The organism is Halomonas sp. DP1Y21-3 (assembly GCF_019801245.1).
Lineage (GTDB): Bacteria > Pseudomonadota > Gammaproteobacteria > Pseudomonadales > Halomonadaceae > Halomonas > Halomonas litopenaei.
In genome coordinates, this window is sequence record NZ_JAHVJM010000005.1 from 20,730 (window position 1) to 46,216 (window position 25,487).

The following is a 25,487-nucleotide window of genomic DNA, read 5'->3' on the forward strand; positions in this document are numbered from 1 at the left end:
CGGTGTCCTTGTCGTTCGAATCTCACAGGTCGTGCTCCCCTCGCAGCGGCGCGGTGGAGCCGGCCATGGCCGTCAGTTGTGCGCGAAAGCCTGCAGCGACTCTGGGAGAGGCGCCGGAGGTCTCTTCTGGCCCGCGCCAGCCGTCCTGGGCCAGCGCTGCTGGCTCGAGGCGATCGTCCTGGTCACCATCGGCGATCCATTCGGCCCCCGGCGGCAGCACAGGCCGGCCATCATCTGCCGCGTCGGGGTTCGGCGCCTCGGCCGAGCCAGGTTGAGCGTCGCCCGGCGTCGAGCTTCGCGTCGGAATCGTCGGTTCGCCATCGGTACCAGCGGCGTTGTTCAGCAATTGTTCGCGGGTGGGAGCGTAGACGGAGGGATCGGCCAGCAGGCCATCTGCCGTCAGGTCGGTGCGACCGTGGCGGCCCAGCAGCAGCAATTGATCCTGCTCGGCATATAGGCGACTCAAGGCTACGCCGCGCAGCACGTACTGGCCTGGCACCTCACCCAGGCCGTTGGCCAGCGACGGGATCTGCATCTCCAGCGGCCTGACCAGCCAGGGCTGGGCGCCGTGGGACAGGCGCAGGTAGTCGAAGACCTGGCGGCTATTGCGCTCGACCTCCGGGGTGACATAGACCACCGGGTCGACATCGCCGAGAGTGGCGCGCGACTGGCTCCCATCGTCCGGGCGCAGGAAATGGGGCCCGGCGCCATCCCTGATCGGAATATAGGGTGCGGCGATATCCAGGGTCAGGGTCAGGGTGGCGGTGTCGCTGGCGCCGGCCTGGTCGGTCAGGGTGTAGACGAAGACCTCCTGCAGCAGCGGACCCAGGCCGCTGGCGCGCAGTACCTCGCTGTTGGTGCGGTCGATAAAGTAGCGGTAGCTGCCGTCCGCCTCGATGATCAGGGTGCCGTAGCGGCCCGCCAGGCGCTCGCCGGGCGCCGCGCTGACGCCATCCTGTGCCACCAGGGTGACCCTTTGGGTCTCGCCGTAGCGCTCGGCGTCGACGTCGGTGTCGTTGGGCAGCACGTTGCCGGTGGCGTCGGGACGGCTCGCGCCTCCGCCGATGTCCACGGCGTCGCCGCTGTCGTCGCGGGCCGTCGGTGTATCGTTGCGCCCATCGATGGTAATCGTCAGGCTGGCACTGGCGGGACCGCCCCAGCGGTCCTCCAGCGCATAGGTGAAGACGTCGACCAGGGTCTGGCCGCTTTGACGCAACGCCTGGACCTCCGGGTTGTCGTCATCGACCTGGTAGCGGTAGCTGCCGTCGGCCTCCATCACCAGGCTGCCGTAGCGGCCCACAAGGGCATTGCCGAGGGTGCCTTCGGTGCCGGCACTTGGGTCATCGCCGGTGCGAACGCCGGTCACCGTCAGGTTGGGGCCGAGCAGGTTGACGCCGAGGTTGATGTCGCCATCGACGTCGCTGTCGTTGTCGAGCACATTGCCCACGGCGTCCGCCCCGGGCGTGGCATTGTCGCGGCCACTGGCCTCCACCGCCAGGCCATCGTCGGCGCCGGGCACCGGCGCCTGGTTCTGGCCGCGCACGAACACCGTCAGTTCGGCCAGGTCCACCAGTCCCGCCAGATCACGGGCCTCGTAGGTGAAGACGTCGCGGCGGAACTCCAGCGGGCCAAGCCCGAGGATCTCGGCGTTGGTCTGGTCGACCGCGTAGCTGTAACTGCCGTCGGTAGCAAGCGTCAGGGTGCCGTACTGGCCTGTCAGGGTTATCGTGCCGGCGCTGGGGGTGGACAGGGCCCCGCCTGCGGCCTCGGTGCCGGGTCGGGCGCCACTCACGGCCAGTTGGTCACCGGCGTCGATATCACTGTCGTTGTCGAGCACATTGCCGCTGGGATCACGGCCGGTGCCCTGATCGCTGTCGGCCACCGCCAGGGCGACGTTGTCGGCGGCCACCGGGGCATCGTCGCGTCCCTCGATGGTCACGGTCAGACGCGCCGTGGTGCTGGCACCCAGGGGATCGACGCTGCGGTAGACGAAGACCTCGGTGAGGGTATCGTTGGCGGTTCTTAGGGCCTCCACCGCCGGATTGCTGTTATCGACCACGTAGGAAAAGCTGCCGTCGGCGTTCAGGGTCAGGGTGCCGTAGCGCCCGGCCAGCGGCTGGCCGGCGGCCACCGTGGTGGTGTTGAAGCGGACCTGATCGACACTCAGTGTCTGTCCATCCACGTCGTCGTCGTTGGTCAGGACATTGCCACTGGGGTCGTCACCTGGGGTGGCGTTGGCGGTACCCCCGGCTTCCACCGCGATGGCCTGGTCGGCCACCGGACTTGGCGGATCGTTGGCGCCGGTGACGGTGACGACCAGCTCGGCCAGATCCGGATTGCCGGCGGTGTCGATCAGTCGGTAGGTGAAGGTCTCGCTCAGGGTGGCGCCTGCCGCCAGGGCCTGTACGGCGGCGTTGTCGCCGTCGACCACGTAGCGGTAGCTGCCGTCGGCGTCTACCGTGAGCCGCCCGTACTGACCATCGACGCTGGCGCTGACGCCACCGAGGCTGGTCATGGCGCCGCCGGCCGCCTCGCTGCCGGGGCGAATGGCGCCGATGGAGAGCGCACCCTGGTCGATGGTATCCACGTCAGCATCGACGCCATCACCGTCGTCATCAGCGATCAGATTGCCGGTGCCGTCCACCGCTGGTGTGGCACCGTCGGTGGACGGTGCCTGGGCGCTGGTGGTGTTGTTGGTGGCGACGGGGTTGTCCTGGGCGCCTTCGATGGTGATGGTCAGCACCGCGATGTCATCGAGTCCCTCGGCGTCGGTGACCAGGTAGCTGAAGGTCTCGCTCAGGGTATCGCCCACCGCCAGGGCTTCGACGGCTGTGTTGTCGTCATCGATGACGTAGTTATAGCTGCCATCCGGATTGATGGTCAGGGTGCCGTAGCTGCCGATCACGTCGGTGGCGCCGGTGACCTCATCGAAACTGCCGAGGAGCTCATCGCCAGTGCGGATACCGGTGACCGCCTTGGTCTCGCCGTTGCGGTCGACGTCGGTATCGTTGGTCAGCACATTGCCGCTGGCGTCCTGGCCGGCGGTGGCGTTGTTGATGCCACCTTTCTCGATGGCCACGCCGCTGTCGTCGACGCCCACCGGGGCGTCGTTGGCGCCTTCGATGGTGATGGTGATGGTGGCCTGGGAGGTGGCGCCCGCGCGATCGCCGATCTCATAGACAAAGGTTTCGGTCAGGGTATTGCCGCTCAGCCTCAGCGCCTCGACGGCAGCGTCGTCGTTGTCGAGCTGGTACTCCGCCGAGCCGCTCGAGGAGATCACCAGGGTGCCGTAGCTGCCCTGGATACGGGTGGGCGAGGCGGGGTCGCTGTTGACCGCCTGCAGTGAGCTGTCGTCGGTGCCCGCCCGGACCACCGTCAGCACGTCGGGGTCGGCGTCACCTTTGTCGGGGTCTTTGTCGTTGATGATGACGAGACCGTTGGGGTCGATGCCGCCGATATTGAAGCGCCCCCCTGCCTCCACGGCGGTGGCGCTGTCGTCGATGGCCAGAGGAACATCGTTGACCGCGATGACCTCGATGGCCAGTGTATCGCGGGCGATCAGGGCGTCGTCGATCTTCTCGCCGGGGATGCCGTTGCCGTTGTCCGGGTGATCGCCGAAGTTGCCGTTGTCGCTGGTAACGATGGTCAGGGTATCGTCACCGTTGAAGTTGGCGACGCCGGTATAGGTCAGGGTGGCGAGGGCAGCGTTGATCTCGTCGACGCTGCCCTCGATGGTCACGCTGGCGCCACTGCCTGACACAGTGGCGCTTCCGGTGCCGGCGGTGACCGTCAGGGTGCCATTGTTCACGCTCAGGGTGGTGGTGAGGACCTGTGCGCCGCTGGTGCCGGGCGTCAGGGCGTCGGGGTCGGCGATCGAGATGCCGGTGATGGTAATGTCGGTGTCTTCGTCACCGGAGACCGGCGAGGCCGGCAAGGTGTGGACCGGGGCGTCGTTGAGTTCGACATAGCCGATATCGGCGTCGAAGGTGGTGTCGCCGTCTACGGCGCCGGTGATCAACGATAGGCTGCCGTCGTCGGAGGGTCCGCTGTCGATACGCGCCTTCAGCTCGCCGGCATCGGCGTCGGTGAGGCTTTCGCTGGCCGAGATGCGATAGCTGCCCTTGGGCAGCACGCCGAAGGAGTAGTTGCCGTTTGGGTCGGTGACGGTGGTGTAGCTGACGTCGTCGGCGTTACCGAAGGTATCATCGCTGCCTGCCCAGGTCAGGGTCACACTGACGCCGGCCAGACCATCGCCATCGGGTGTCTTGCTGGTGTTGGCGCTGAGGGTGTCATTCCACAGGGTGCCTTCGATCAGCCCGAGACTCGCCCCGGCGGTCAACACATAGTCATTGAGCCCGCCGCTTCCGTCGGCATCGGTACGCTCGCCCGCTGCCGAGCCGTCGGGGCCGACATCGCTGCCAGCAAAGCCATCGAAACTGCCGTCGTCGGGCAGGCTGGACCAGGCAAGACGGGCCTCGGCGGCGGTGGCCGTCACCACCGCATCGTTGGGTACCTCGAGGCGATAGGACACGCTGACCTCGCTGCCCGGGTCGAGCTGTGCAAAGGTGACCTCGATTCCACTGGCGGTGGCGTTGGCCACGACTCCGGCCGGCAGGCCGCCCAGGCTGTAGCTCTGGCCATCGATGACCACACTGTCGATGACATAATCGCTGCCCGAGGGAGGAAAGGCGTCGGTCAGCACCACTTCGTAGGCGGGCATGCCACCGTTCTGGGTAAAGGCAACGGTGACGCTGGCGGTACCGGTGTTGTCATCCGGAGCGGGATCGAAGTCCACCACCGTCTTGGTCATATCGGTAAAGGACGGCTCGACGATTCGTTCGTAGATTTCCTCGCTCTGGAAACTGGTGCCGTCGCGGCTTTCGGTCACGACCATGCCAAGCTCTGTCCCTGCCTGGTTGGTCGAGACGTTGTCGACCCGCACATTGAACTCGAGCGAAATGCCTTCCTTGTCGAGGTCGTTGTTGGTGTTGGTGATGGTGCCCAGGTCGATGGTCAGGGTGCGTCCATCGCCGCTGATGGTGTAGCGGGCAGGGTCGAGCACACCCTCCGGTCCGACGCTCAGGTCGCTCTGGATGTACCCGGCCTCGGGGGACTGGCCATTGCCATCGACGGAATTGGCGCCGGTGTTAAGGTTGCTTGTCAGACCGCCACCGTTGGCGATGAAGGCCATCTTGATCTGGTTGGCCGTCTCCGGGAGAATGGTGAGACCTTCATCGACCTGAATCGTCAGTTGATAGTTGTCCGTAGTGCCTTCGGGCAGCAGCGCCACCACCCTGTAGCGGATGATTTCACCCACCGCGACGTCTTCGCGGGTGTCGCCGGTCGGGTCTGCAGCTGCGGTGCTGTCCAGCCCGCCGACGCGGGACACCTGCAGTGTCTGAGCGATCGGGATCGCCTGGATATCGATCTGCCGATAGTCGTTGAGGGAGCCATCCCCCAGTTCCCCGTTGGCCCCTGTACGTTCGGTACCATTGCTGGAGCTGGTCTCGTCGAGACTGGTCCAGTCGACCCGGGCCTCGGAGGTGAGGTTCGCCAGATCCGCGGCAGTGGCGCCCACGGTGCCTCCGATGGTCAGGGTGATGGAATGGTCGGTACGCAGGTCGAGATCGAATCCACTCTTGAGGCTGAGTTGATAGCCGTCGGTGTCGTTGCCGGTGATCTCGAAGTCACCCACGGCGGGCCCGTTGGCGTCGCTGAAACTCACCGCCTCAAGGCTGACGCCGTCGAGTTCAGCAGGTAGCTGGACAGACAGCCCCAGGTCGAAGGCGTCGACCCCCGAGGTGTTCGAAAAGGTGACGGCGTACTCGATGGCGTCACCAGAGTCGACTCCGAGACCCGGGTCGGAAGGGGTGGTCAGCGCCTGTTCGATGGTGACCGTGGGTTCCACCAGGGTGGTGGTCGGACCCGTACCGGGCTGACTGACGTCGCGATCCACGGCGGTGGCGCCGTTGATCTCGTCGCCGTCGACGTCCTGATAGCTCAGGCTGGCCTTGTGCTCGTGGGTGACGTCTTGCTGGTTGCCGGGGGTATTGCTGGCGATCAGTTGGAGGCGCAGCACGAAGGTATTGTTGCCGGTGTCGTTGTCGCCAGTGGCGCTGGCGGCGCTGAAGGTGAACTGGCCATCGACGCCGTCAGCGCCCAGGGTGCCGCCGCTGCCGGCAAGCGCGCTGACGGAGACACTGCCTGCGAAGTTGGCGCTCAGGTTGTCGCTGCCGGCGGCCAGGGTGATCAGTTCATAACCCGAGTTACTATTGAAGCTGGTATCCAGCGCCATGCCCGGCGGTATCAGGTCATTGACCCTGAGTTCCTGGGTAGTGCCTTCCGGCAGGGTCACCACGATGTCGTAGAGCATCGACTCGCCGACCACCAGGTCGGCGCCGTCGGTGTGGGTCTCGCTCGAGTCGTTATCAGTGGCGGCGCCGCCGTCCGCGAAGGTGGTCGTGATGGTTGGCGCCGCCACCTGCTGGGTCGCGTCGTCCTCGAGGTCCGTCGGGGTGAAGTCGGTGCCACCGTCGACGCTGGCGTAGTTGGTGAGCGTTGCCGTGGTGCCTAGGGTGCGACTGGCGCTGACCGCCTCGGCCACGGTCACGTCGTAGGTGATGACGATGATGTTGGTGCCGGCGGCGTCGCTGGCGCTGCCATCCCGCCCGGCCTGCAGGGTGGCCTGGCCGCTGTCGTCGAGCAGGGTGATGGTGTTGCCACTGACGCTGTAGTCGGTGCCCTCGATCAGCACGCTGCCGTCACCGAGCGTCAGGGTCAGGTTGGCACCGCCCAGGCTGCCACCGACAAAGGCCAGGTCCGTGGGCAGCTCGATCTCGGTCGTCACGTCGAAGGCGCCGCCGCCGCCGGTGTTCTCGAGCAGCGTGGCCAGGCGCAGGGTGTCGCCGGCGTCGATGTCGGTGACGTCGCCGTCAACCGCCGCCGGGTCGGTGATGCTGCCGGTGAAGGGCGCACCCGCCGAGCCGGGCGCATTCCAGCTGCCGCTGGTGCCGCTGACGCTGCCGTTGGTCGAGGACACCACCCCATGGGTGATGGTGACGACCGGCTCGGCCACCGATTGCACCTTGACCACGTCCTGGGTCACCAGTTCGGTCTGGTCGAGGGTGGTGGTCTGGCGCGATTCGGCCAGCACATCCAGCGAGCGGCCGTCGGCGAAGGGCTGATCCCCCACCGTCATGGTAAAGCTCAGGGCGATGGTGCTGGCCTCTGTCGTGGACAGGTCTGCCAGGGTAAAGACGATGGCATTGCCGGGACCGCTCGCTACGCTGGTGATCTCGCCCGCCCAGCTGTTGTCCGCTGCCAGGGACCACTGGCCGGAGTCAGTACCTTGCGTCCAGCTGATACCGGAGGTGTCGAGCAGCGGCAGCGGCAGGTAGGCGATCAACTGGAAGTTTTCGTGGTCGCCGGTGACCAGCTCGTAGCGCAGGGTGAAGGTCACCTCGTCGCCGGGAGCCAGTTCGCTGGCGCCTCCTTCGATGGCGATGTCCACCTGGCTGGTGGGCACCGTCAGTTCGGTGCTGGAGCCGTCGGTCTCGCTCTCGCCGGTCAGGTTGTTCGGGTTGAGCAGCAGGGTGGCGTCGACCTCGGCGGCATTGCCGATACTATCGCCTTCGTTGATGTCAGGGTGATCGCTCACGTTCGCGTAGGCGTCATCGATGACCGCGCGATAGCTGATCAGCGCACGGGTGGCGCCGGCGTCGATCATTCCGTCGAAGGCGGCGTCGCCGGCGAGCCAGGCCTGGTCGACCAGGGCGTTCTCGATCGACTGGGCGATATCGAAGACAAGGGTGGTGGTGCCATCGGCATTGACGCTGGTGGTGACCACCAGATCGATGGTGGTGGCGTCATCACCGCTGTAGAGGATCAGCGTCGGGGTGCCCTCGAGGGTCTGGCCGTCGCCGAGGGTATCGGTGACGACAAACTGACCCTCGAGCTGGGTGTCCTCGCCAAAGGCGAAGTAGTCCGACAGCGCCATCTCCAGCCGGTATTCCAGGGTGTCACCCGGGGTCAGGCCGCTGGTGCCGGTATCGATGGCCAGGGTGGCGGTCTTTTCCAGGGTGATCGACTTGGCAACGAAGCTCAGCTCATCGCCGGTACCCTCGAAGCTGACCTTGCCGTCGGGATCGTCGGGATTGCGGTCGCGATCGTCCAGCGGCAGCCAGACGCCGCTGCCGGTGGGGGCGCCAAAGGTGATCGTCTGGTCGTTGCCGGTCACCGGGTCGAGGACAGGGTCGCCGTTGGCATCGGTCTCCGGCACATAGAAGTCGACCCGGCTGGACTGGGCCTCGGTGAGGTTGGCGTAGGTCACCGTGTAGGAGGTGATGAAGGCATCGCTGTTGATCAGCGCCTGTATGGTCAGATCACCGGTGTAGGTGTTGCCGCTGGCCAGGGTGATGGAGGTCAGGGTGCCGTTGCCGGGATCGATGGCGGTGACCTGAACGTTGGTCGGCACCGGCTGGGTGATGACCACGTCGGTCAGGGTCTGGGCGGTGGCACCGGCGCCGGCCGGTCGCACCGTGGTGACCAGGCTGTGGGGGTAGTTCTCGCCGGTGGTGGTGTCGCCCTCGCTCATGTCGAGGCTCTGCTCCACCGCGATGACCGTGGGGGTGATGGTGAAGGCGACCGCACTGCCGACCAGGCTGGGGTCCTGCTCCGGGTTGGACAGGGCATCGTTACCGAGCTCGAAGCCGGCCATGGCCTGGATGACCAGGTCCGGGCTGCCGTTGGTCTGGGAGGTATCGGCCAGTTCGCTCAGCTCGCCGGTAAAGGTGACGTCGATACTTGGCTGGTCGCTGGTCAGGCTGGCGAAGGGCAATGCCGCCACCACCAGGGTGTCGCCGGCCTGGGCGCCATAGGCCGAGGCCAGCACGGTGATCGGGTCGCCATTGGCGTCCTTTGCCAGTGGGTGCACCGCCTCGCCGTTGGCGTCGAAGGTCACCTGGTAGAGGTCGAGTTGCCCTCCCAGGTAGCTTGCCGAGGTGATGATGACGCCATCGTCGACCTCGGCGCCGGCGCCGTCCTTGCCGGTAGCGGGCACGATCAACTGGACAAAGGGGGCGTAGCCCTCCTGGGCGGTGGAAGCATTGGACACGCTGACGGTGAACTGAAATTCCTCACCCAGCGGCACCTCTGTGGCGGATTCGCCGAGCGACGCCGTCGGCTCGGCGTCGGCCAGCAGGCCATCCAAGGGTGCGAGGGCGGCGAGTGCCACGCCACGGTCGTCAGCCAGTTGCCCCTGTTGACGCTCCAGCTCCCAGTCGCCGCCCAGGCCACTGTGGCCGGTATCATCGGTGGAGGCGCCCACGTCCATGCCGGTGGCGCTGGCGAGACCTTCCACCAGTTCGAGCCCAGCGTCGGTGGCGCCGATGCGACAGCCGTAGAGCAGCAGGTCGGCGTCGGCCGTCAGTGCCTCGCGCCACTGGCCGAGGCTCGCCGTCAGGCTCGTGAGAGTGTCGTTGCCGACCAGGGTATCGCCGAGCTGAAACTGTCCTGAGGCGCCGTGGCTGAAGATCTCCACGCTCTCGACCTGGTCCATGCCGGCCAGGGCCGCGGTGATGGCCTCGATACCGTTCTCGTCGGCGTCCACCTCGAGCAGTTCGGCGTCGTCGGCCAGCCCCTCGCGGATCGTCTGGCGCTGGGCGTCGGAGAGGCGGGCGTCCACCACCACCAGGTGGCGAGCGGGAGCCCCGGCGCCAGCGGGGCTGTCAGCCTGGGTGGCCGGTGCCTGGCCGTCGCCGTCTGTCGGCTGGTGCTGGTTGGGTTTCCCACCGTCGCCATCGCTGGCGGGGTCGGGGGTGGCCGCCATGGCGCCATCGAACAGCAGGCGTGGCTCCAGCGCGATCAGCCGTGAACGAGTTCCCTTCATACCGACTCCTGCCTTTCCTTGTTGTCACTGTATCGATGGCAGATGACGCTTTTAATGCCATATCTGCACAATACCCTAAACATAGACGTTGATTCTCATTCTGTGCCGAAAAAGTGGAGGAGTGGCTACGCGGATCAGGACGGTAGTGACAAGGCTATGGTAGGCGGCTGGCGCCAAGGCCCCAGCCCTTCACTCGAGGGCTGGCAGGGCCCTTTTTTGGGGGAGGGCGAACGCCAGGAATGCGCGCTGAAGCAAATAACGTGAGGGTTAACGCTGAAAACGATGTGGAACCACTGACGATTCCGGGGAGGAATGCCGGAGGGGGCAAGCCGAGCAGGCGCGTGAGGAAAAGAGGAAAAGGCGCCCTGTGCCGGCGGTCGATCGACATTGGCCGGCACAGGGAAAGGCGGGAAGGTCACATCAACATGGGCGTCGATGCCGGTGCGGATGGCGAAGCGACGTTACACCCGACGTGGTTGTCCAAAGGGGCGCCAGGCGCGACGTACCGGTTGTACGCCCGGGAAGTGGTGTTCGACCTGACGCAGGCATAGCGTCAGCACGATGGTCAGCAGCAGATAGACGGCGGCGATCAGCAGCAGTGGTTCGTAGGTCAGGAAGGTCTCGTCGCGAATGATGTTGGCCGCCTGGAGCAGATCCATCATGGCGATGGTCGAGACCAGCGGGATCGACTTCAGCAGCAGGATCATCTCGCCGGTGAGGGTGGGCAGACACAACTGTACCGCGCGGGGTAGCCACAGACGCCAGAATACCTGGAACGGGTTGAGGCCGAAGGCCCGCCCGGCCTCGCGCTCGCCTGGCGGTACGCTGAGCAGGGCGCCGCGCAGGATCTCGCCGCTGTAGGCGCCGACCGAGAGGGTGAAGGTAAGGGTGGCGTAGAAGAACGGGTCGCGCAGCAAGCCCCAGAAGATGCTGTCCTGGATGCCGGGGATGCCTTCCAGCAGCCGACCCACGCCGTAGTAGAAGAAGAAAAGCTGCACCAGCAATGGGGTGCCGCGAATGACCGAGGTCACCGCCGTGGCCGTCCAGGCCAGCGGTCGGGGGCCCCTGATGCGTGCCATGGCCATACCGACGGCCAGGGTGAGGCCGGCGATGGCCGATACCAGCAGCAGCCACAGGGTATTGATCAGGCCTTCGATGAGGTATTCCTGATAGAAAGGGTCGCTCAACCAGCTGAAGTCCATGTCAGGTCTCCCGGGGCTGGAGGTGAGAGTGGGGCTGGCCGCGTTTGACACGCCGTGAACGACCAAAGGGCGCAATGGAATGACACCAGCGCATATCAGGTCTCCCGGCTCTGGGGCTGTCCACGCCTGACCCGGCGCTCGATCAGCGCGAAGACCAGGTTGGACGACAGCGTCATCATCAGATAGAGCACACCTGCGGCGGCGTAGAACAGAAAATGCGCACGGGTGCTGGCGGCGGCCTGTTGGATGGTGAAGAACAGTTCGCTGTAGCCGATCACGCTGATCAGGGCGGTGTCCTTGATCAGGATCAGCCAGAGGTTCGACATCCCTGGCAGGGCGTTGGGCAGCATCGCCGGCAGGGTGATGTGGAGAAAGCGTGCCCAGGGGGAAAAGCCGAAGGCGTCGGCGGCCTCGAGCTGGCCCTTGGGGATGGCGGAGATGGCGCCGCGGAACACCTCTGTCATGTAGGCGCCCTGGACGAAGGCCAGCACCCCCACGGCGGTAACGAAGCCGTTGATGGCGACCTGCCCGGGCAGGCCCAGGGCGTTGGTCAGGGCGGTCAGCGCCTGGGAGCCGGCATAGTAAAGCAGGATGATCAGCAAAAGCTCCGGCACCGCACGCACGCCGGTGGAGTAGGCGCCGCCGATTCCGCGTAGCCAGGCGTGTCGAGACAGCCGGCAGGCGGCACCGACAAAGCCAAGCAGCACGCCGATGGCGTAGGCCAGGCAGGCAATCTGCAGGGTGGTGAGGGCGCCGTCGAGGATCGGTCCGGCCCAGTCGGCCAGCCCCTCCTGAGAAGCGTTGTTCATGGGGCATTCTCGTCGTGGGTGAAAGTCGCGATGGCAGCGGGCCTGGTGCGCATCCGGCGGCTGTTGCCGGCGTTCGACCAGGCCACGGCCTCAGGCAGAAGCGTCGTTCACACGAGCGCAGACATTTTCGTACAGGCCCTAGCCCACGCAGACGTCGGTGCCGAAGTAGCGCTCGGACAGCTCGCTGCAGATGCCCTGCTGATTGACCGCCTCGATGGCGGCGTTGACGTCCTCGGTCAGGGCGTCATCCTCCTGGCGCAGGCCGATGCCGACGCCTTCACCGTAGGCCTCGTGGTGCGGCGCCGTGGCCTTGATCTCGAAGTCGGCGGCTTCTTCGCGTTCGACCAGCTCGGTCATGGCGATCTCGTCGGCCAGGATCAGGTCCAGGCGGCCGGAGAGCAGGTCGCGATTGACCTGTTCGGCCTGGTCGTACAGACGGATGTCGACGCCGCTGTCGCGCAGGGCGCGACGGGCGTAGGTGGCGTTGGTGGTGGCGCTCTGCACCCCCAGCACCTTGCCGTCCAGGCCCTCGGGCGGCTCGATGTCCAGTGAGCGGGCGGCGACGTAGGCACCGGGCGTGAAGTAGTAGGGCGAGCTGAAGTCGATGACTCGCAGGCGCTTCTCGGTGATCGACATGGAGTTCATGATCATGTCGATGCGTCCGGCCTTGAGCGAGGGGATGATACCGCTCCAGCCGGTCGGGGTGATCTCGCACTGACGACCCATCTGGTCGCAGATGGCCGATGCCAGTTCCACCTCGAAACCGGTCCAGTCACCGTCGGAGGAGGTGTAGGTGAAGGGCGGATAGGGTTCGGCGGAGATGCCGATCTTGAGGGGCTCGCCAGCGTCCTGGTTGGCTGCCTGGTCGGTCGCATGGGCGCTGCCGATGGTGGCGGCGCCGAGGGTCGTGGCGAGCGCGACGCCCAGGGCAAGGCGACGAGCGAGGTCGGCTGATGGGCGCAGGGAATGGGATACGGTCATGGGAACTCCGGGTTGTTGTGTGACTGGCAGTCAAGCTGCGGGGGCGATGAAGCGCCGGCAGCGTTCGTTGTTGCTGTGTTCGAAGATGCGCTCGGGGGGGCCGGCTTCGCCGACGACGCCGCGGTCGAGAAACACGATCTGGTCGGATACCTCCCGGGCGAAGGCCATCTCGTGGGTCACCATCAGCATGGTGCGCCCCTCGTCGGCCAGGCCGCGGATGACCCCCAGCACCTCGTTGACCCTTTCCGGGTCCAGCGCCGAGGTAGGCTCATCGAACAGCAGGATCTCGGGCTCCATGGCCAGCGCTCGGGCGATGGCCACACGCTGCTGCTGGCCACCGGAGAGAAACGCCGGGTAGGCGTCGGCGCGCTCGGCCATGCCGACGCGCTCCAGATAGTGGGCGGCCAGGGCGTTGGCCTTCCTGCGTGAGATTCCCTTGACCCGCACCGGGGCCTCGCTGACGTTGCCGAGCACGGTCAGGTGCGGCCAGAGGTTGAACTGCTGGAATACCATGGAGACCTTGCCGCGCAGGCGTTGCAGCTGATGGCGACTGAGCGGCATGTCGGTATGGCTGCTGCGGGGGCCCTGCTCGGTGAAGCGGATGCGTTCATCGGTGATGGACAGGCTGCCCTGCTGGGGCCGCTCCAGCAGGTTCATGCAGCGCAGCAGGGTGCTCTTGCCGGAGCCACTGGCGCCGATGATGGTGGTCACAGTGCCTTCGGCGACGCTCAGGGAGACGTCGCGCAGCACGCTGGTGTCCCCGTAGCGCTTGACGAGGTGACGAGCCTCGACCACGGGGGAGGTCGGGCTCAAGTCGTCGCTGGTGGTGACGGATGGTGGCATAGGCGACTCAGGGGCTGGTGACAAGACAGGCATCGGCAAATTCACGAAGCCGTGTTGCGGCGCGACTCAGGCGCTCCGGGGGCTGGGTCAGGCTCAGCCTCACGAAGCCAGCCGCCGAGGGGCCGAAGGCCTCGCCGGACAGCACCGAGATGCCGCATTCGTCAAGCAGGCCATCGGCGAACTCGGCCGATGACAAACCGGTGGCGCGGATGTCGACCATCACGAACATACCGGCGTCCGGGCAGATCGCCTTGACCGAGTCGGCGCCATCGAGGGCGCGGCAGACGCTGTCGCGGCGCTCGCGGTAGGCGGCGTGCATGGTGGCAAGCTCGGGAAGGTCGCTGTCGAGCGCGGTGATCGCCGCGTCCTGGATAAAGTCCGGGCAGCCGTACAGCATGCACAGCGCCAGATTGTCCAGGTGCTCGATCAGCGCCTCGGGCGCGACCACCCAGCCCAGCCGCCAGCCGGTCATGGCGTGGGACTTGGACAGGCTCGAGATCACCACGCTGCGATTGGCCATGTCGGGCAGCGCCAGCGGGCTGTGGTGCTCGCCCTCGAAGATCAGCTCGGCGTAGACCTCGTCGGAGATCAGCCAGAGGTCATGGCGGTGACACAGCTCGGCGATCTGCTCCCACTGCTGCCGGGTCATCGACTGGCCGGTGGGGTTGTGGGGGCTGTTGAGCAGGATCGCTCGGGTGTTGTCGGTGATCGCGGCGGCGATATCGGCCACGTCGAGTCGAAAGCCGGCCTCTGGCCGCAGCGGCACTCGGGCCAGTCGTGCACCGGTCGACTGGATCACCGCCTCGTAGGTGACGTAGCTCGGCTCCGGCACGATCACCTCGTCGCCAGGGTCGAGCAGGCATTGGGCGGTGGCGTAGAGCCCGCACTGGGCGCCGGCCATCACGATCAGTCGCTCGGGGGACACCTCGACACCCTGATGGCGACGATAGTGGCGGCTGATGGCTTCGCGCAGCTCACCCTTGCCCTGGACGTCGGCATAGTGGGTCGCGCCGCGGTCGAGGCTTTGCTTGGCCGCCTCGATGATCGGGTCGGGGGTGGTGAAGTCGGGATCGCCCACCGACAGTACGGTGATGTCTTCACCGCTGGCCTGGCGCTTCAGCGCACGCACATGGATGTCCCAGGCGGCGGCGCCTTCGCCGGCGATGCGTTGGGTCAGGGCGGAGACTTTCATGGTGAAGGGTCCTTGTTGTCGGAAGCGGCGGGAGCGTCGATGCCGAGGCGGCGCAGTTCCGCCCGCCAGGCAAGCTCGGTGCCCTGGGGGCTCGCGGCCCAGTCGTCGTACTGGCGGGCGACCTTTTCGCAAAGCTCAGGACTGGCGCTGACCAGCGCCGCCCCGGTGGCCTGGGCCGCGAGCTGGGCCTGGCAGGAGCGCTCCAGGTCGCGCATGCGCAGAAAGGCGTCGCCGACGCTTTCGCCGACCACCAGCAGGCCATGCTGGCGCAGGATCATGCTCATGTGCTCGCCGAGGTCACGTACCAGCCGTTCGCGCTCGTCCAGGTCGAGGGCGATGCCCTCGTAGTCGTGATAGCCGATGCGCCGATAGAACTGCATCGCCCACTGGTTCAGCGGTTCAAGGCCCTGCTCGAGGCAGGACACGGCGACCCCGGCGACGCTGTGGGAGTGCAGTACACAGTGGGCGTCGGGTCGCGCCGCGTGGATGGCGCTGTGGATGGTGAAGCCGGCCGGGTTGATGCCGAGGCCGGTGGGATCGTCGAGCACCTGGCCGTGCTCGTCGACAGTCACCAGAGAGTCGGCGGTGATCTCCTCGAAGCGCAGACCGAAGGCATTGAGCAGGAAGCGCCCCGGGGCGACTCGCGCCGAGATATGGGTCGAGATGCCGTCATCCATGCCATCCATGGCCATCAGCCGGTAGGCGGCGGCCAGGTCGCGGCGGATGCGCTGCTGGCGGCTGTCTTCGCTCACAGGCTCGCCTCCAGGGCGGCCAGGGCGTCATCGCCGTCGCGGGTGGTGACGCCTTCGAGGAAGGCAGCGCGCTTGTCGGGATGCTGCTCGAGCCACTCTCGGGCGACCTCATCGAGGTCACGCTCCTCGAGGCTGAAGGCCTTGATGAACTCGCTCTGCTCATGCGCGCTGAACACGAACTGGTCGAGCAGTCGGGTCAGGTTGGGATTGGCCTCGGCGAACTCGCTGGCGACGATGGTCTTGACGTCGCTGCGGCCGTTGTCGGGGCCGAACACGCCTTCGCTGTCGTCGAGAATGTGCACGTCGTACTCGGGGATCATCCAGTGAGGCGTCCAGCCGTAGAAGACGATCCAGCGTTGTTCGTTCACCGCCGCCTTGACTTCGCTGAGCATGCCGGGGGTCGAGGAGGACATGACCTCCCAGTCACCGAGCCCGTGGGTGTCGCTGTCGATGGCGGCGTGGATGAAGTCGGTCACGGTGGAGCCGCTTTCGATCGAGTAGAAGGTGTGCTCGAAACGCTCGGCGTTCTGCGCCTCGCCCAACTGGGAAGCGTCGGTGATACCGGCCTCAGCCACGTAGCCGGGCACGGCGAATCCCATGCGCGCGCCGGTCACGTTGTTGCCTAGATCGACGATGGCGTCCGCCGCCATGGCGGCGTCGTAGCTTTCCTGCTGGGCCGGCAGCCAGCCGGCCAGAAAGGCGTCGCTGTCGCCGGTGGTCAGGGTCTTGTAGCCCACCGTGGAGCTGAGCTCCTGGCGTTCGACCTGGTAGCCCAGGGGCGCGACGAGCTGCGCCAGGATCTCGCTCTTGACGGTGACCCCGGGCCAGGGCGGGACGACCAGGCTCAGCTCATCGTCGCGGTCAGCGGCCTGGGCGGAGGCGGCGGCAAGGCCGAGCGCGGCTGCCAGGGCGATGGAACGGGGCTTGTGCGAGAAACATCGAGTCACGGGGAACTCCTTCGTTATTTTATGGATGCATAACTGATGCATAAGTGATGCATGGTCGGGACGCCGTCGATCCGCTCGGCGCAGGCGTCCTGCCTCAGTGTTCGATCCTGCGACACCAGGCCAGGGCGTCGATCTCGACGATCAGCGGTGAGCCGGCATCATTCAGGCTTGAAAGCGCCGACGCCAGGTCGTCGGCGCTGGCGGCCTGACGATAGCGGCAGTCGAAGGCCTGGGCGAGGGCGGCGAAGTCCGGGGGAGCCAGATCGACCCCCACGTGAGCCACACCGTCGGCGCTCATGTAACGGCGTATCTCGTCGTAGCCGTCGTTGTTCCAGATCAGGATCGCCAAGGGCCTGGCCAGGGCGGTGTCGGCGCAGGCCGCTTCGCTCGAATCACGGTCGATTGCCCCCTGCTCGGCGCGAGCGCGGTCGGCCTCCAGGGCGATATCCCGGGCGGTGGCTAGCTCTCCCAGCACGAACTGCAGGCCGCCGTCGCCGACCAGCGCCACCACCGGCAGATCCGGTCGTGCCAGTCCCGCGCCCAGGGCCGCAGGCAGGCCGTAGCCCAGGGTGCCGAAGCCGGTGGCGGCGTTGAACCAGCGACGTGGCGCCGGGCGCCTGGCCACCACGTTGCCGGCGTACACCGGGCCGGTGGAATCGCCGACGATGATCGCCTCGGGCAGCACCTCGTCGAGGGTGGCAAACAGCGGCCGATAGCGCGCGAGCTCCGGGTCATCGGCGAGGGCCAGCTCGTGGCGCACCCGCTCGCAGCGCTCGCGACCGACTTCTCGTTGTGGCCGGCCTTCATCTTCGCCGCGCTCCAGTGCGCCCAGCAGGGCCTCGGCGGTCAGCCCGATATCGGCCACCAGGGCCAGGTCGGCGATGTGACTGCGCGCCAGCTGCTCGGCGTCCAGATCGACCCGGATCAGGCTGCCCTCGAGCTTGAAACCGTCGTCGAACACCAGGTCGTAGTCGGTCTCGCCGAGTTCGGTGCCAAGGGCCAGGATGACGTCGGCCTGCCGGGCCAGTCGGCGTGTCGCCGGCAGGCTGGCGGTGGCGCCCAGGTCCAGCGGATGGTCGGCACCGAGCAGCCCGCGTGCATTGATGGTGGTCAGGGTGGGGGCGTCCAGGTGTTCGACCAGGGCGGTGACGCTGGTGGCGGCGGCGCAGGCGCCACCTCCCACCAGTACCAGCGGGCGCTGTGCCTCGCCCAGCAGTCGGCTGGCGGCCGCGACGGCCCGGGGCGCTGGCGCCGGGGGAAAGACGCGCATCGCCGCAGGCATCGGTGCCTTGACCGGGGCGGCGAACAGATCGATGGGGATCTCGATATGCACCGGCCCCGGGCGTGCGCCCTGGAACACGGCGAAGGCGCGGGCCAGCACTTCGGGCAGCGCCTCGGGATCGAGCAGGGTATGGCTGAAGCGCGCGACCCCGGCCAGGGTCTGGCCCTGGTGGGGCATCTCGTGGAGACGGCCCTGGCCGCGCCCAAGCGTCGCCACGCTGTTGACGCTGGAAATCACCAGCATCGGCACCGAGTCGGCCAGCGCCTGACCCATGGCGGTGGCGATATTGGTCATGCCCGGGCCCGTGATGATGAAGCAGGCGGCGGGTCGCCCGCTGGCCCGGGCGTAGCCGTCGGCCATGAAGCCGGCGCCCTGTTCGTGGCGTGGCGTGACATGACGAAGTCGCGAATGCTCAAGGCCCCGGTACAGCTCGACGGTGTGCACGCCGGGAATGCCGAAGACGGTGTCGATTCCCTGGGCCTCGAGCAGCTCGATCAGGCGCTGGGCGCAGGTAGTCATCGGCAGGCCTCCCGGGCATTCGCCTTGGGCTCGGGGCTCGAGTCGCTGTCTTCTACCACACTCGGCAGGCCACCGAAGGGTTCGCGGCCCATGACGTTTTCGATCATCGGCAGGAAGGCGTCCAGTGGCAGGGTGTCGTAGTCGGGGTCGAAGCTGGTCTGGTCCCAGTCGTCGCAGAAGCGCACCGTGCGGGCGTAGGCCGGGTGGTCGCGATAGGCCTCACGGGCGTGGCGATCCTGGCCGAAGAAGTGGCGGTAGTGGTAGCCCTGAAACAGCTCGTGGTGACGGATCATCCAGACATTGAGCGGGTCGACGAAAGGCTCGAGGATGGCGGCGGCGATCTCGGCGTGATTGGCCGGGGCCAGGTCGTCGCCGATGTCGTGGAGCAGGGCACAGACCACGGTCTCTTCATCGGCGCCGTCACGCAGCGCGCGGGTGGCGGTCTGCAGACAGTGCTCGTAGCGGTCCACCGGATAGCCGTGGGTGTCGCCCTTGAGTCGCTCGAGGTGGGCGAGCACACGACGGCAGGCGTCGCTCTGGTAGGCACGAAAGTGGCGGTCGATCAGGCGCCACTCTTCGGCGGTGCTCTGGTCAAAGCGCGCGAAGCGGGCCTGGGTCAGTGCGAGATCGCTGGTGCTCATACGCTGGCCCCCTGGGTGGTTCGTGCGAGGTTGTCGGCGGTACCGGCTTCCGAGTCGTGTGCGGGCTTGAGCCGATCCTTCAGCAACAGGCGTCGACTGGCGGTGCTGTCACGGTCCACGTAGCCCTGGCGCAGGTGGCGTACGCCGCCTTCGAGCTGAAAGGCGGTACGCCCGTGCAGCAGGCGGTAGTTGTCCATGATCAGCATCTCGCCAGGGGACAGCTTGAGTTCGAGGGTGAGCTCGGACGAGCGAATCAGTTGGTAGAAGGCCTTGCGGGCGGCGTAGTAGCGGCGCAGCAGGGCGCTGTCCATCAGGTCGATACGCTCGGTGCGGTTGGAGTAGCGTACCCGCGTCACCTCGCCCCGGGCGTCTAGCTCGATCAGCGGACCTTCGCTCTCCAGACGGGTGGTCTCGTCGTGGTAGCGAAAGCGCGGGGTCACTTCGGTCAGGCAGGCGAAGGCGTCGGGATCCTGCTGACGCAGGCGTCGAGCGGCCTCGAAGCCGTCCACCAGGGTGCTGTCGCCACCATCGGCGGCGTTGGTCAGACAGTGCAGCCAGATGTAACCGGGGATCGGATCGCGATAGGGGTTGTCGGTGTGGGGCTCGAGGCCACGCTGGGTCATGGTCAGGTCGTAGGCGTTGGCCACCGACTTGACGTCGGCGATGCCGCCCCAGTTGGTCCGGCGCAGCGGGCCGATACGGTCGATCAACGGCTGCATGCCGTCTTCGCTGACCGGTACGTCCGTGACGCGCACGAAACCGAAGCGATGTAGCTGGTCGAGCAGATCGAGCAGCGCCGGATCGCTTTCCAGTGCTTGCTTGAAGCTGGCCTGCGGGGGGGGGGCGAGCGTCGAGTCCCAGTACACCCGTGAGGCGTTGTCGTCCGAGCGCTGGCAGCGCACGGCATCCTCGAGCTCGTCGATCGTGATGCTGCCTCGATGGCCATCGGAGAAGGCCACGACCAGCCGCTCATCCTGGATGTCTGCCTGGGTGAGGATCAGATCCAGCGGTAGTTCGGCGGCCTCGATCAGACGCTGCCCGGTCTGGGGGTCCAGGGTTTCGGCATCGGGCAGGCGTTCGCGCAGCCACAAGGCATCAAGACGGTGATGCCCTTCACCAAGGGTCAGCGCCAGTTGGCGGCCGTCATCGGTCAGTTGCGGGGGCGTCTGCTGGGTCATCGTCGAGGCTCTCTCCGGATTCGATCGGTCTGGCGTTGTTAAAGGCTCACCAGGTCGAGGAAGGGCGGTTCGACACCTGGCGTCGCTGTCTGGGTTACAGGTTACTGTGCTATTTGGGATATAATTTGATCAAATTCGCCATAGCCTTGATAAAATTCGCCCCATGTCGGACGTTGATCACCACTTGCACAGTGACATAGACAGGCACGCCAACCGCCACGCCAACCGCCAGGCAGACAGCGAGGCCCGCTGGCCCGACAGCCATCCCTATCCGCGCCCGGACTCGCCGCCGCTGTTGTCGCCCGACCAGGCCGAACACACCCTGGACGTGTGGCTGGTGCCCAAGTTTTCGATGCTGACGCTGTTCTGCCTGCTCGAGCCGCTTCGGGTGGCCAACCGTTTTGGTCGGGATCTGTTTGCCTGGCGCCTGCTGTCCGCCGATGGCGAGGCGGTGACGGCCAGCAATGGCGTACGCATCGATGTCGATGGACGTCTGTCCGAAGTTACCGAGGCCGACTGGTACCAGGGGCTGGCGTCGAAGGGGCGTCTGATGGTGGTGTCGTCCTATGAGCCGGAAGCCTGTATCGGTGCCGAGGATCTGGCGCTGCTCAAGCGACTGGCGGCCCATGGCGTCTGGCTTGGGGGGGTGGACACCGCACCCTTTGTCCTGGCCAGGGCGGGCGTACTGGAGGGCTATCCGGTGGCGCTGCACTGGGAAAGCGTGCCAGCCTTTCGCGAGGAGTTCCCTGAGCTGGAAGTGCGAGCGGACAGCTACGTCTGGGAAGGCGGACGTCTCACCGGCTCCGGCGGCGCCGCCAGCATCGACATGATGCTCGAGTGGATCGTGACCCTTTATGGTCCTTCGCTGGCCGAGGCGGTGGGGCGACAGATCGTGCATTCGCGGCCAGCGGAGGCGAGGGGAGCCGCAACATCGCAGCAAGCAGCAGGGAGGGCTGGAGCCAGCACCGGCTGGGTAGCGGATCGGGCTTCGCCCAGGGAGCTGCCGCGTGGGGTGCTGCGCGCACTGGCGGTAATGGAGGCCAATCTCGCCCAGGCGCTGCCGATTCCCGACGTCTGTCGTCTGGCGGGCCTGTCCCAGCGCCAGTTGACCCGGCTATTCGTGCAGGAGTTCGGCGAGACGCCCAAGCAGTGCTATCTGAACATGCGGCTGGACCAGGCCCAGCGCATTCTGGCCGACAGTCGCATTGCGGTGACCGAGGCCGCGGTGGCGGTGGGCTTCAGCCACCTGGCGCACTTCTCCAGGGCCTACCGCAAGCGCTTTGGCGAGGCGCCGAGCGTGACCGCCCGGCGTGGGCTGCGGCCACCGGCGTCGGCGGAAGGCTAGCCGGTGGCCTTGCCTCGCCGCTAGGCCTGTCCGGCCTCGGCCAGTTCCCGCTCGCGGCGACGGCGCTGGACGATGCGATAGCGCGAGCGCACCTCATCGCGCTCGAGGTAGCAGCCCTGCAGCCAGCGGTGGCCGGAGTCGCCTTCAAAGGCGTCACGAGCGTGCAACAGGCGGCGATTGTCGAAGATCACCAGGTCGCCGGGGGCGTAGGTGAAGCGCAGGGCGAAACGGGGCTCGCGCAGGCGCTGCTGGAGCGCCATCAGTGCCCGGTAGGCCTCCTCGACCTGGTCGAAATCGGTCATCAGCGGGCCGCGCAGGAAGTCGGCGATGCGCACCTCGAGCAGTTGCTGCTGTTCATCGAGCACGATCATCGGTGAGTGCCAGACGTAGTCGGTGGTCTTGGCGGTATTGGCGTAGCGCCAGTGGACGCGAGTCAGGGTAGCGAAGGCCCCGGGGTCTTCCTCGCGCAGGGCCTCGGCCACCGCGAAACCATCGAGCATTACCGCCTGGCCGCCGGCCACGCTGTTCTCGAGACAGTGCAGGAACTGAAGACCGGGATGGTACTCGCGGGTCGGCAGGTCCACGTGGGGCGGCAGGGCAATCGAGGTGTAGGCGTTGGAGTCCGGGTCCGGCTTGGCGCGAACGTTGAACAGGGTGCCGAAGTTGGTGGCCCGCAACGGCCCGAAGCGCTCGGCGATGTTCTCCAGGGTGCCGGGCTCGGTGGGCAGGCCGCGCAGCCGCACGAGGCCGTGGCGCAGCAGCGCGTCGAGCGCCGGGGCCAGGATCGTCTCTTCTTCGGGGCTGTCGGCCTGGGTCGCGGTCCAGCCGCCGGCGTCCAGGGTGACCGGTTCCTTGTCCTGGCCGCCGAGCCAGGTCTCGACCGGTACCAGCGGCGCCAGCGGATCTTCGGTGTTGTCGTAGTCGTGGGCTCTCAGCCAGCCGGGGTGAAAGCGCAGGCTGCGCTGTTCCGGCGTCATCAGCAGTTCGACGGCGCCGCTGGCGTCCAGCGTCGCTTGGGCAATTTCCGGCCAGGCGTCCAGGCTCGACAGATCGAGGATGCGCTCCCTTGTCGCCGGATTGATGGTGCTGTCGTCGGCGGCGTTTTCGCGCAGCCAGACGCTGTGATAGCGGCTGACACGGCCGTCCTGCCAGTTCACGGTCAGCACCCTTGGCGTCGAGGCTACGCTTGCGATGGGCACCTCGATCGGCCAGGCGTCATAGTCCGGGGTGCGCGGTAGATCGACCGACGCGGACTGCTGGTGTTCGCTGGTGTGCTGTGGCTGGTTCATCGGGACTCCGTCGAAGCTGGGACGGGCGCGTGGTGCGTCATGGATGGCAGCGCCCGTGCTGTGCGTCATGGATGGCAGCGCCGGCTGGCGCTCAAGTGGAGACCAGCTTGCCTGTCAGGCAGCACCGAAGTCGTGCATAAATCGACAGGTATCGTGCAGAATCCGACATTCAGGGCGCGCCAGGTACGCCAGGTATGCCAACTGGCCAGGGCGAACAGGGCGACAGATGGTGGCCCGTGTCAAAGGAGGCGTCGTCTTGGCTCCCCATAGGATGGGCCAGTGTTAAAGGAGGCGTCGTCTTAGCTCCCGGGGGCTGGCGCCGTGTTGTTGTCGACTGCGGGCGAAAGGCGCGGGTGAAGCTCGAAGATGGTAGGCCAGTGTTTAAAGGAGGCGTCGTCTTAGCTCCCGGGGGCTGGCGCCGTGATGCTGACGAAAGGCGCGGGTGAAGCTCGAGGCGGAGGCGAAGCCGCTGGCCAGAGCGATGTCCATGACGCCGTGACGAGTGCTGGTCACCAGATGGTGGGCCAGCGCCAGGCGACGCTCCAGATACAGCCGGCTCGGGGTACGGGCCAGGTGGTGCTGACAGTCGCGCTCTAGCTGACGCTCCGACAGGCCGATCTGGGCGGCCAGTTCGGCGATGGCCAAGGGAGACTCCAGGTGGCTGTCCATCAGGCCGATGACCCTGGTCAGGCGTTCGGGCAGCCGCTCGAATTCGCTGGCGTCACGTTGGCGGCTGGCCGGCAGGCGACGATGGTCGTGCACCAGTTGCTGCTTGACCCGCCGGGTCAGGGCATCGCCGTGGCGGCGGCGGATGGTGTCCAGCGCAAGGTCAATGGAGGCGCTGGCGCCGGCGCCGTAGAAGCCGACCGGGCCGACCTCGTAGAGCGACTCCACCGCTTCGATGTCGGGATGGCGACGTCGAAACTCGGGCAGGCTTTCCCAGTGCAGGGTCACGGTGTCCTCGATCAGCCCGGCGTCGGCCAGGCAGAAGACACCGGTGTCCAGCGCCCCCAGACAGGCGCCCTGTGCCCGGCGTTGCGCCAGCCAGTCCCTGAGCGGCTGGTCCACCGCGGCCATCGGCTCGAAGCTTGCGCACACCGCCAGACTGGGGAGCCAGGGGGCATTGTCCAGGTCATGCTCGACGCTCAGGGGAATGCCGTTGCTGGCGGTGACCGGCTCGCCGTCGCGGCTGACCAGGTGCCAGCGAAACAGCGGCTGTCCGGCCAGACGATTGGCGATTCGCAAGGGGTCGATGGCCGAGAACAGCGCCACCATGGAGAAACGCGGCAGCAGCAGAAAGCCGATGGGTTCCGGGACAGGGCCCTGGTAGGTCAGACGCATGGTGGCCTCATGGATGGCGGGGGCGGGACGGCGCTGGCCGCGCCAGGATCGGTGGTTCGGGTATCGGCGCACCAGCGGCAGCGGATTCACGATCGGCCCGGTCCACACCGCGCTGCAAGGGTGCCACCGTCGTGCGCTGCCCTCAACTCAGGGCGCAGGCGAGACACGGCCAGCCAGGAGGCGCGGCCCCACTCTACTCAGCCTTTCGACGTTATCGTCGATATCCTCATGCTATGCTGCGCCGCAGTCACGGGCGTCGGTAAGGAGGCGGACAGCGATGGTAGAGCTCAGTGGTCAACGCCTGGAGGCGAGCGCCGGTGAAATCGAGCAGGCCGAACAGCGGCTGGGTTTTCTGCTGCTGCCGCAGTTCTCGATGATGGCGTTTTTCTCGGCGGTGGAGCCGCTGCGCATCGCCAACCGCATCGCCGGTCGCGCTCTTTATGACTGGACGCTGATCGGGCTGGGCGGAGGGCCGGTGACCGCCAGCAACGGCATGACCCTGCTGGTGGACCACCCCATGGAAGACGTCCGCAATCTGCCGTGGCTGGCGGTATGCAGCGGCTTCGATCCGGAATTGTGGATCGGCCACGGGCTCAGCGCCTGGCTCAACCGGCTCGACCAGGGTGGCTGCTGCATCGGCGCGCTGGACACCGGCGCGGTGGTGCTGGCGGAGGCCGGCTTGCTCAGGGGGCATACGGTGACCCTGCACTGGGAGACGCTGCCCACCTTCAACGAACGCTATCCCTCGATTCGCACCTGCGACGAGCTGTTCCTGCTGGAGGAGCGGCGCTTCTTCTGTGCCGGCGGCGCGGCGGCCATGGATATGACCCTGGAGATGATCGCCCGTCGCCACGGTATGGCGCTGGCGGTGGACGTGTCCGAACAATTGATTCACGACCGCCTGCGCTCGCGCACCGACCAGCAGCGAATGAGCCTGGTCAGGCGTCTTGGCACCCACCAGCCGCGGCTGGTCGATGCGGTAGCGCTGATGGAGTCGCACCTGGAAACGCCCCTGCCGTTGGCCGAGATCGCACGCCGCAGCCGCGTGTCGAGTCGCCAGCTACAGCGCTTGTTTGCCGATGTGCTGGGCACCTCTCCCAGTGCCTACTACCTGTCGCTGCGCCTCAAACGTGCCGCCCAATTGCTCAAGGATACCGACCTCGATGTGCTGGCGATCGGGCTCAGCTGTGGATTCGGCTCGGCGTCGAGTTTCAGTCGCGCCTTCCGCAGGGCGTTCGGAACCGCGCCGCAGGCCTTTCGACACCACGGCTGACCGGCAC

General features: G+C 66.8%; 15 protein-coding genes. 2 read left to right on the forward strand and 13 right to left on the reverse strand.

Features of this window, described 5'->3' with window-relative positions:
- Positions 1-22: 22 nt before the first annotated feature.
- From KUV74_RS14885 to KUV74_RS14935, 11 genes are all read right to left on the reverse strand, one after another.
- Positions 23-9,886, reverse strand: a complete 9,864-nt coding sequence (locus KUV74_RS14885; RefSeq protein ID WP_222516738.1) for a VCBS domain-containing protein — start codon at positions 9,884-9,886, stop codon at positions 23-25.
- Positions 9,887-10,347: 461 nt separating this feature from the next.
- A complete protein-coding gene (locus tag KUV74_RS14890; protein WP_222516739.1) occupies positions 10,348-11,088 on the reverse strand; it encodes an ABC transporter permease in 741 nt (246 codons plus the stop codon).
- Positions 11,089-11,183: 95 nt separating this feature from the next.
- Entirely contained in the window at positions 11,184-11,897 is a 714-nt protein-coding gene (locus tag KUV74_RS14895) for an ABC transporter permease (protein WP_222516740.1), read from the reverse strand.
- A 138-nt stretch (positions 11,898-12,035) separates the two neighbouring features.
- The gene (locus tag KUV74_RS14900) at positions 12,036-12,878 is read right to left on the reverse strand and encodes a transporter substrate-binding domain-containing protein (RefSeq protein ID WP_222516741.1); all 843 of its coding nucleotides are present in this window, start codon (positions 12,876-12,878) and stop codon (positions 12,036-12,038) included.
- Between the two features lie 30 nt (positions 12,879-12,908).
- Positions 12,909-13,721, reverse strand: a complete 813-nt coding sequence (locus KUV74_RS14905) for an amino acid ABC transporter ATP-binding protein (RefSeq protein ID WP_222516742.1) — start codon at positions 13,719-13,721, stop codon at positions 12,909-12,911.
- Positions 13,722-13,728: 7 nt separating this feature from the next.
- Entirely contained in the window at positions 13,729-14,913 is a 1,185-nt protein-coding gene (locus KUV74_RS14910) for a pyridoxal phosphate-dependent aminotransferase (protein WP_222516743.1), read from the reverse strand.
- Positions 14,910-15,665, reverse strand: coding sequence for a class II aldolase/adducin family protein (locus KUV74_RS14915; RefSeq protein ID WP_222516744.1), 756 nt, complete (start codon positions 15,663-15,665; stop codon positions 14,910-14,912). The genes KUV74_RS14910 and KUV74_RS14915 overlap by 4 nt, the downstream gene beginning before the upstream one ends.
- Complete coding sequence (locus KUV74_RS14920) at positions 15,662-16,612, reverse strand: ABC transporter substrate-binding protein (RefSeq protein WP_052704501.1); 951 nt, start codon at positions 16,610-16,612, stop codon at positions 15,662-15,664. Before KUV74_RS14920 ends, KUV74_RS14915 begins: the two co-directional genes overlap by 4 nt.
- Positions 16,613-16,706: 94 nt before the next feature.
- The gene (locus KUV74_RS14925) at positions 16,707-18,413 is read right to left on the reverse strand and encodes a 5-guanidino-2-oxopentanoate decarboxylase (RefSeq protein ID WP_222516745.1); all 1,707 of its coding nucleotides are present in this window, start codon (positions 18,411-18,413) and stop codon (positions 16,707-16,709) included.
- Positions 18,410-19,033 carry an HD domain-containing protein gene (locus tag KUV74_RS14930; RefSeq protein ID WP_222516886.1) on the reverse strand — a complete coding sequence of 208 codons (624 nt, stop codon included), beginning with the start codon at positions 19,031-19,033 and terminating at the stop codon, positions 18,410-18,412. Before KUV74_RS14930 ends, KUV74_RS14925 begins: the two co-directional genes overlap by 4 nt.
- Before the next feature lie 17 nt (positions 19,034-19,050).
- Entirely contained in the window at positions 19,051-20,232 is a 1,182-nt protein-coding gene (locus KUV74_RS14935) for a TauD/TfdA family dioxygenase (protein ID WP_222516746.1), read from the reverse strand.
- Between the two features lie 292 nt (positions 20,233-20,524).
- Between KUV74_RS14935 and KUV74_RS14940 the strand changes: the two genes are divergently transcribed.
- Positions 20,525-21,577: a GlxA family transcriptional regulator gene (locus tag KUV74_RS14940; RefSeq protein WP_261395496.1), complete on the forward strand. Its 1,053-nt coding sequence runs from the start codon at positions 20,525-20,527 to the stop codon at positions 21,575-21,577.
- Between the two features lie 20 nt (positions 21,578-21,597).
- Here the strand turns inward: KUV74_RS14940 and KUV74_RS14945 are convergent, their stop codons facing one another.
- On the reverse strand, positions 21,598-22,866 hold the full coding sequence (locus KUV74_RS14945) for a TauD/TfdA family dioxygenase (protein ID WP_222516748.1): 1,269 nt from the start codon (positions 22,864-22,866) through the stop codon (positions 21,598-21,600).
- A 381-nt stretch (positions 22,867-23,247) separates the two neighbouring features.
- Entirely contained in the window at positions 23,248-24,207 is a 960-nt protein-coding gene (locus tag KUV74_RS14950; protein WP_222516749.1) for a GlxA family transcriptional regulator, read from the reverse strand.
- Between the two features lie 277 nt (positions 24,208-24,484).
- Between KUV74_RS14950 and KUV74_RS14955 the strand changes: the two genes are divergently transcribed.
- The gene (locus KUV74_RS14955; RefSeq protein WP_045994548.1) at positions 24,485-25,480 is read left to right on the forward strand and encodes a GlxA family transcriptional regulator; all 996 of its coding nucleotides are present in this window, start codon (positions 24,485-24,487) and stop codon (positions 25,478-25,480) included.
- Positions 25,481-25,487 lie beyond the last annotated feature (7 nt).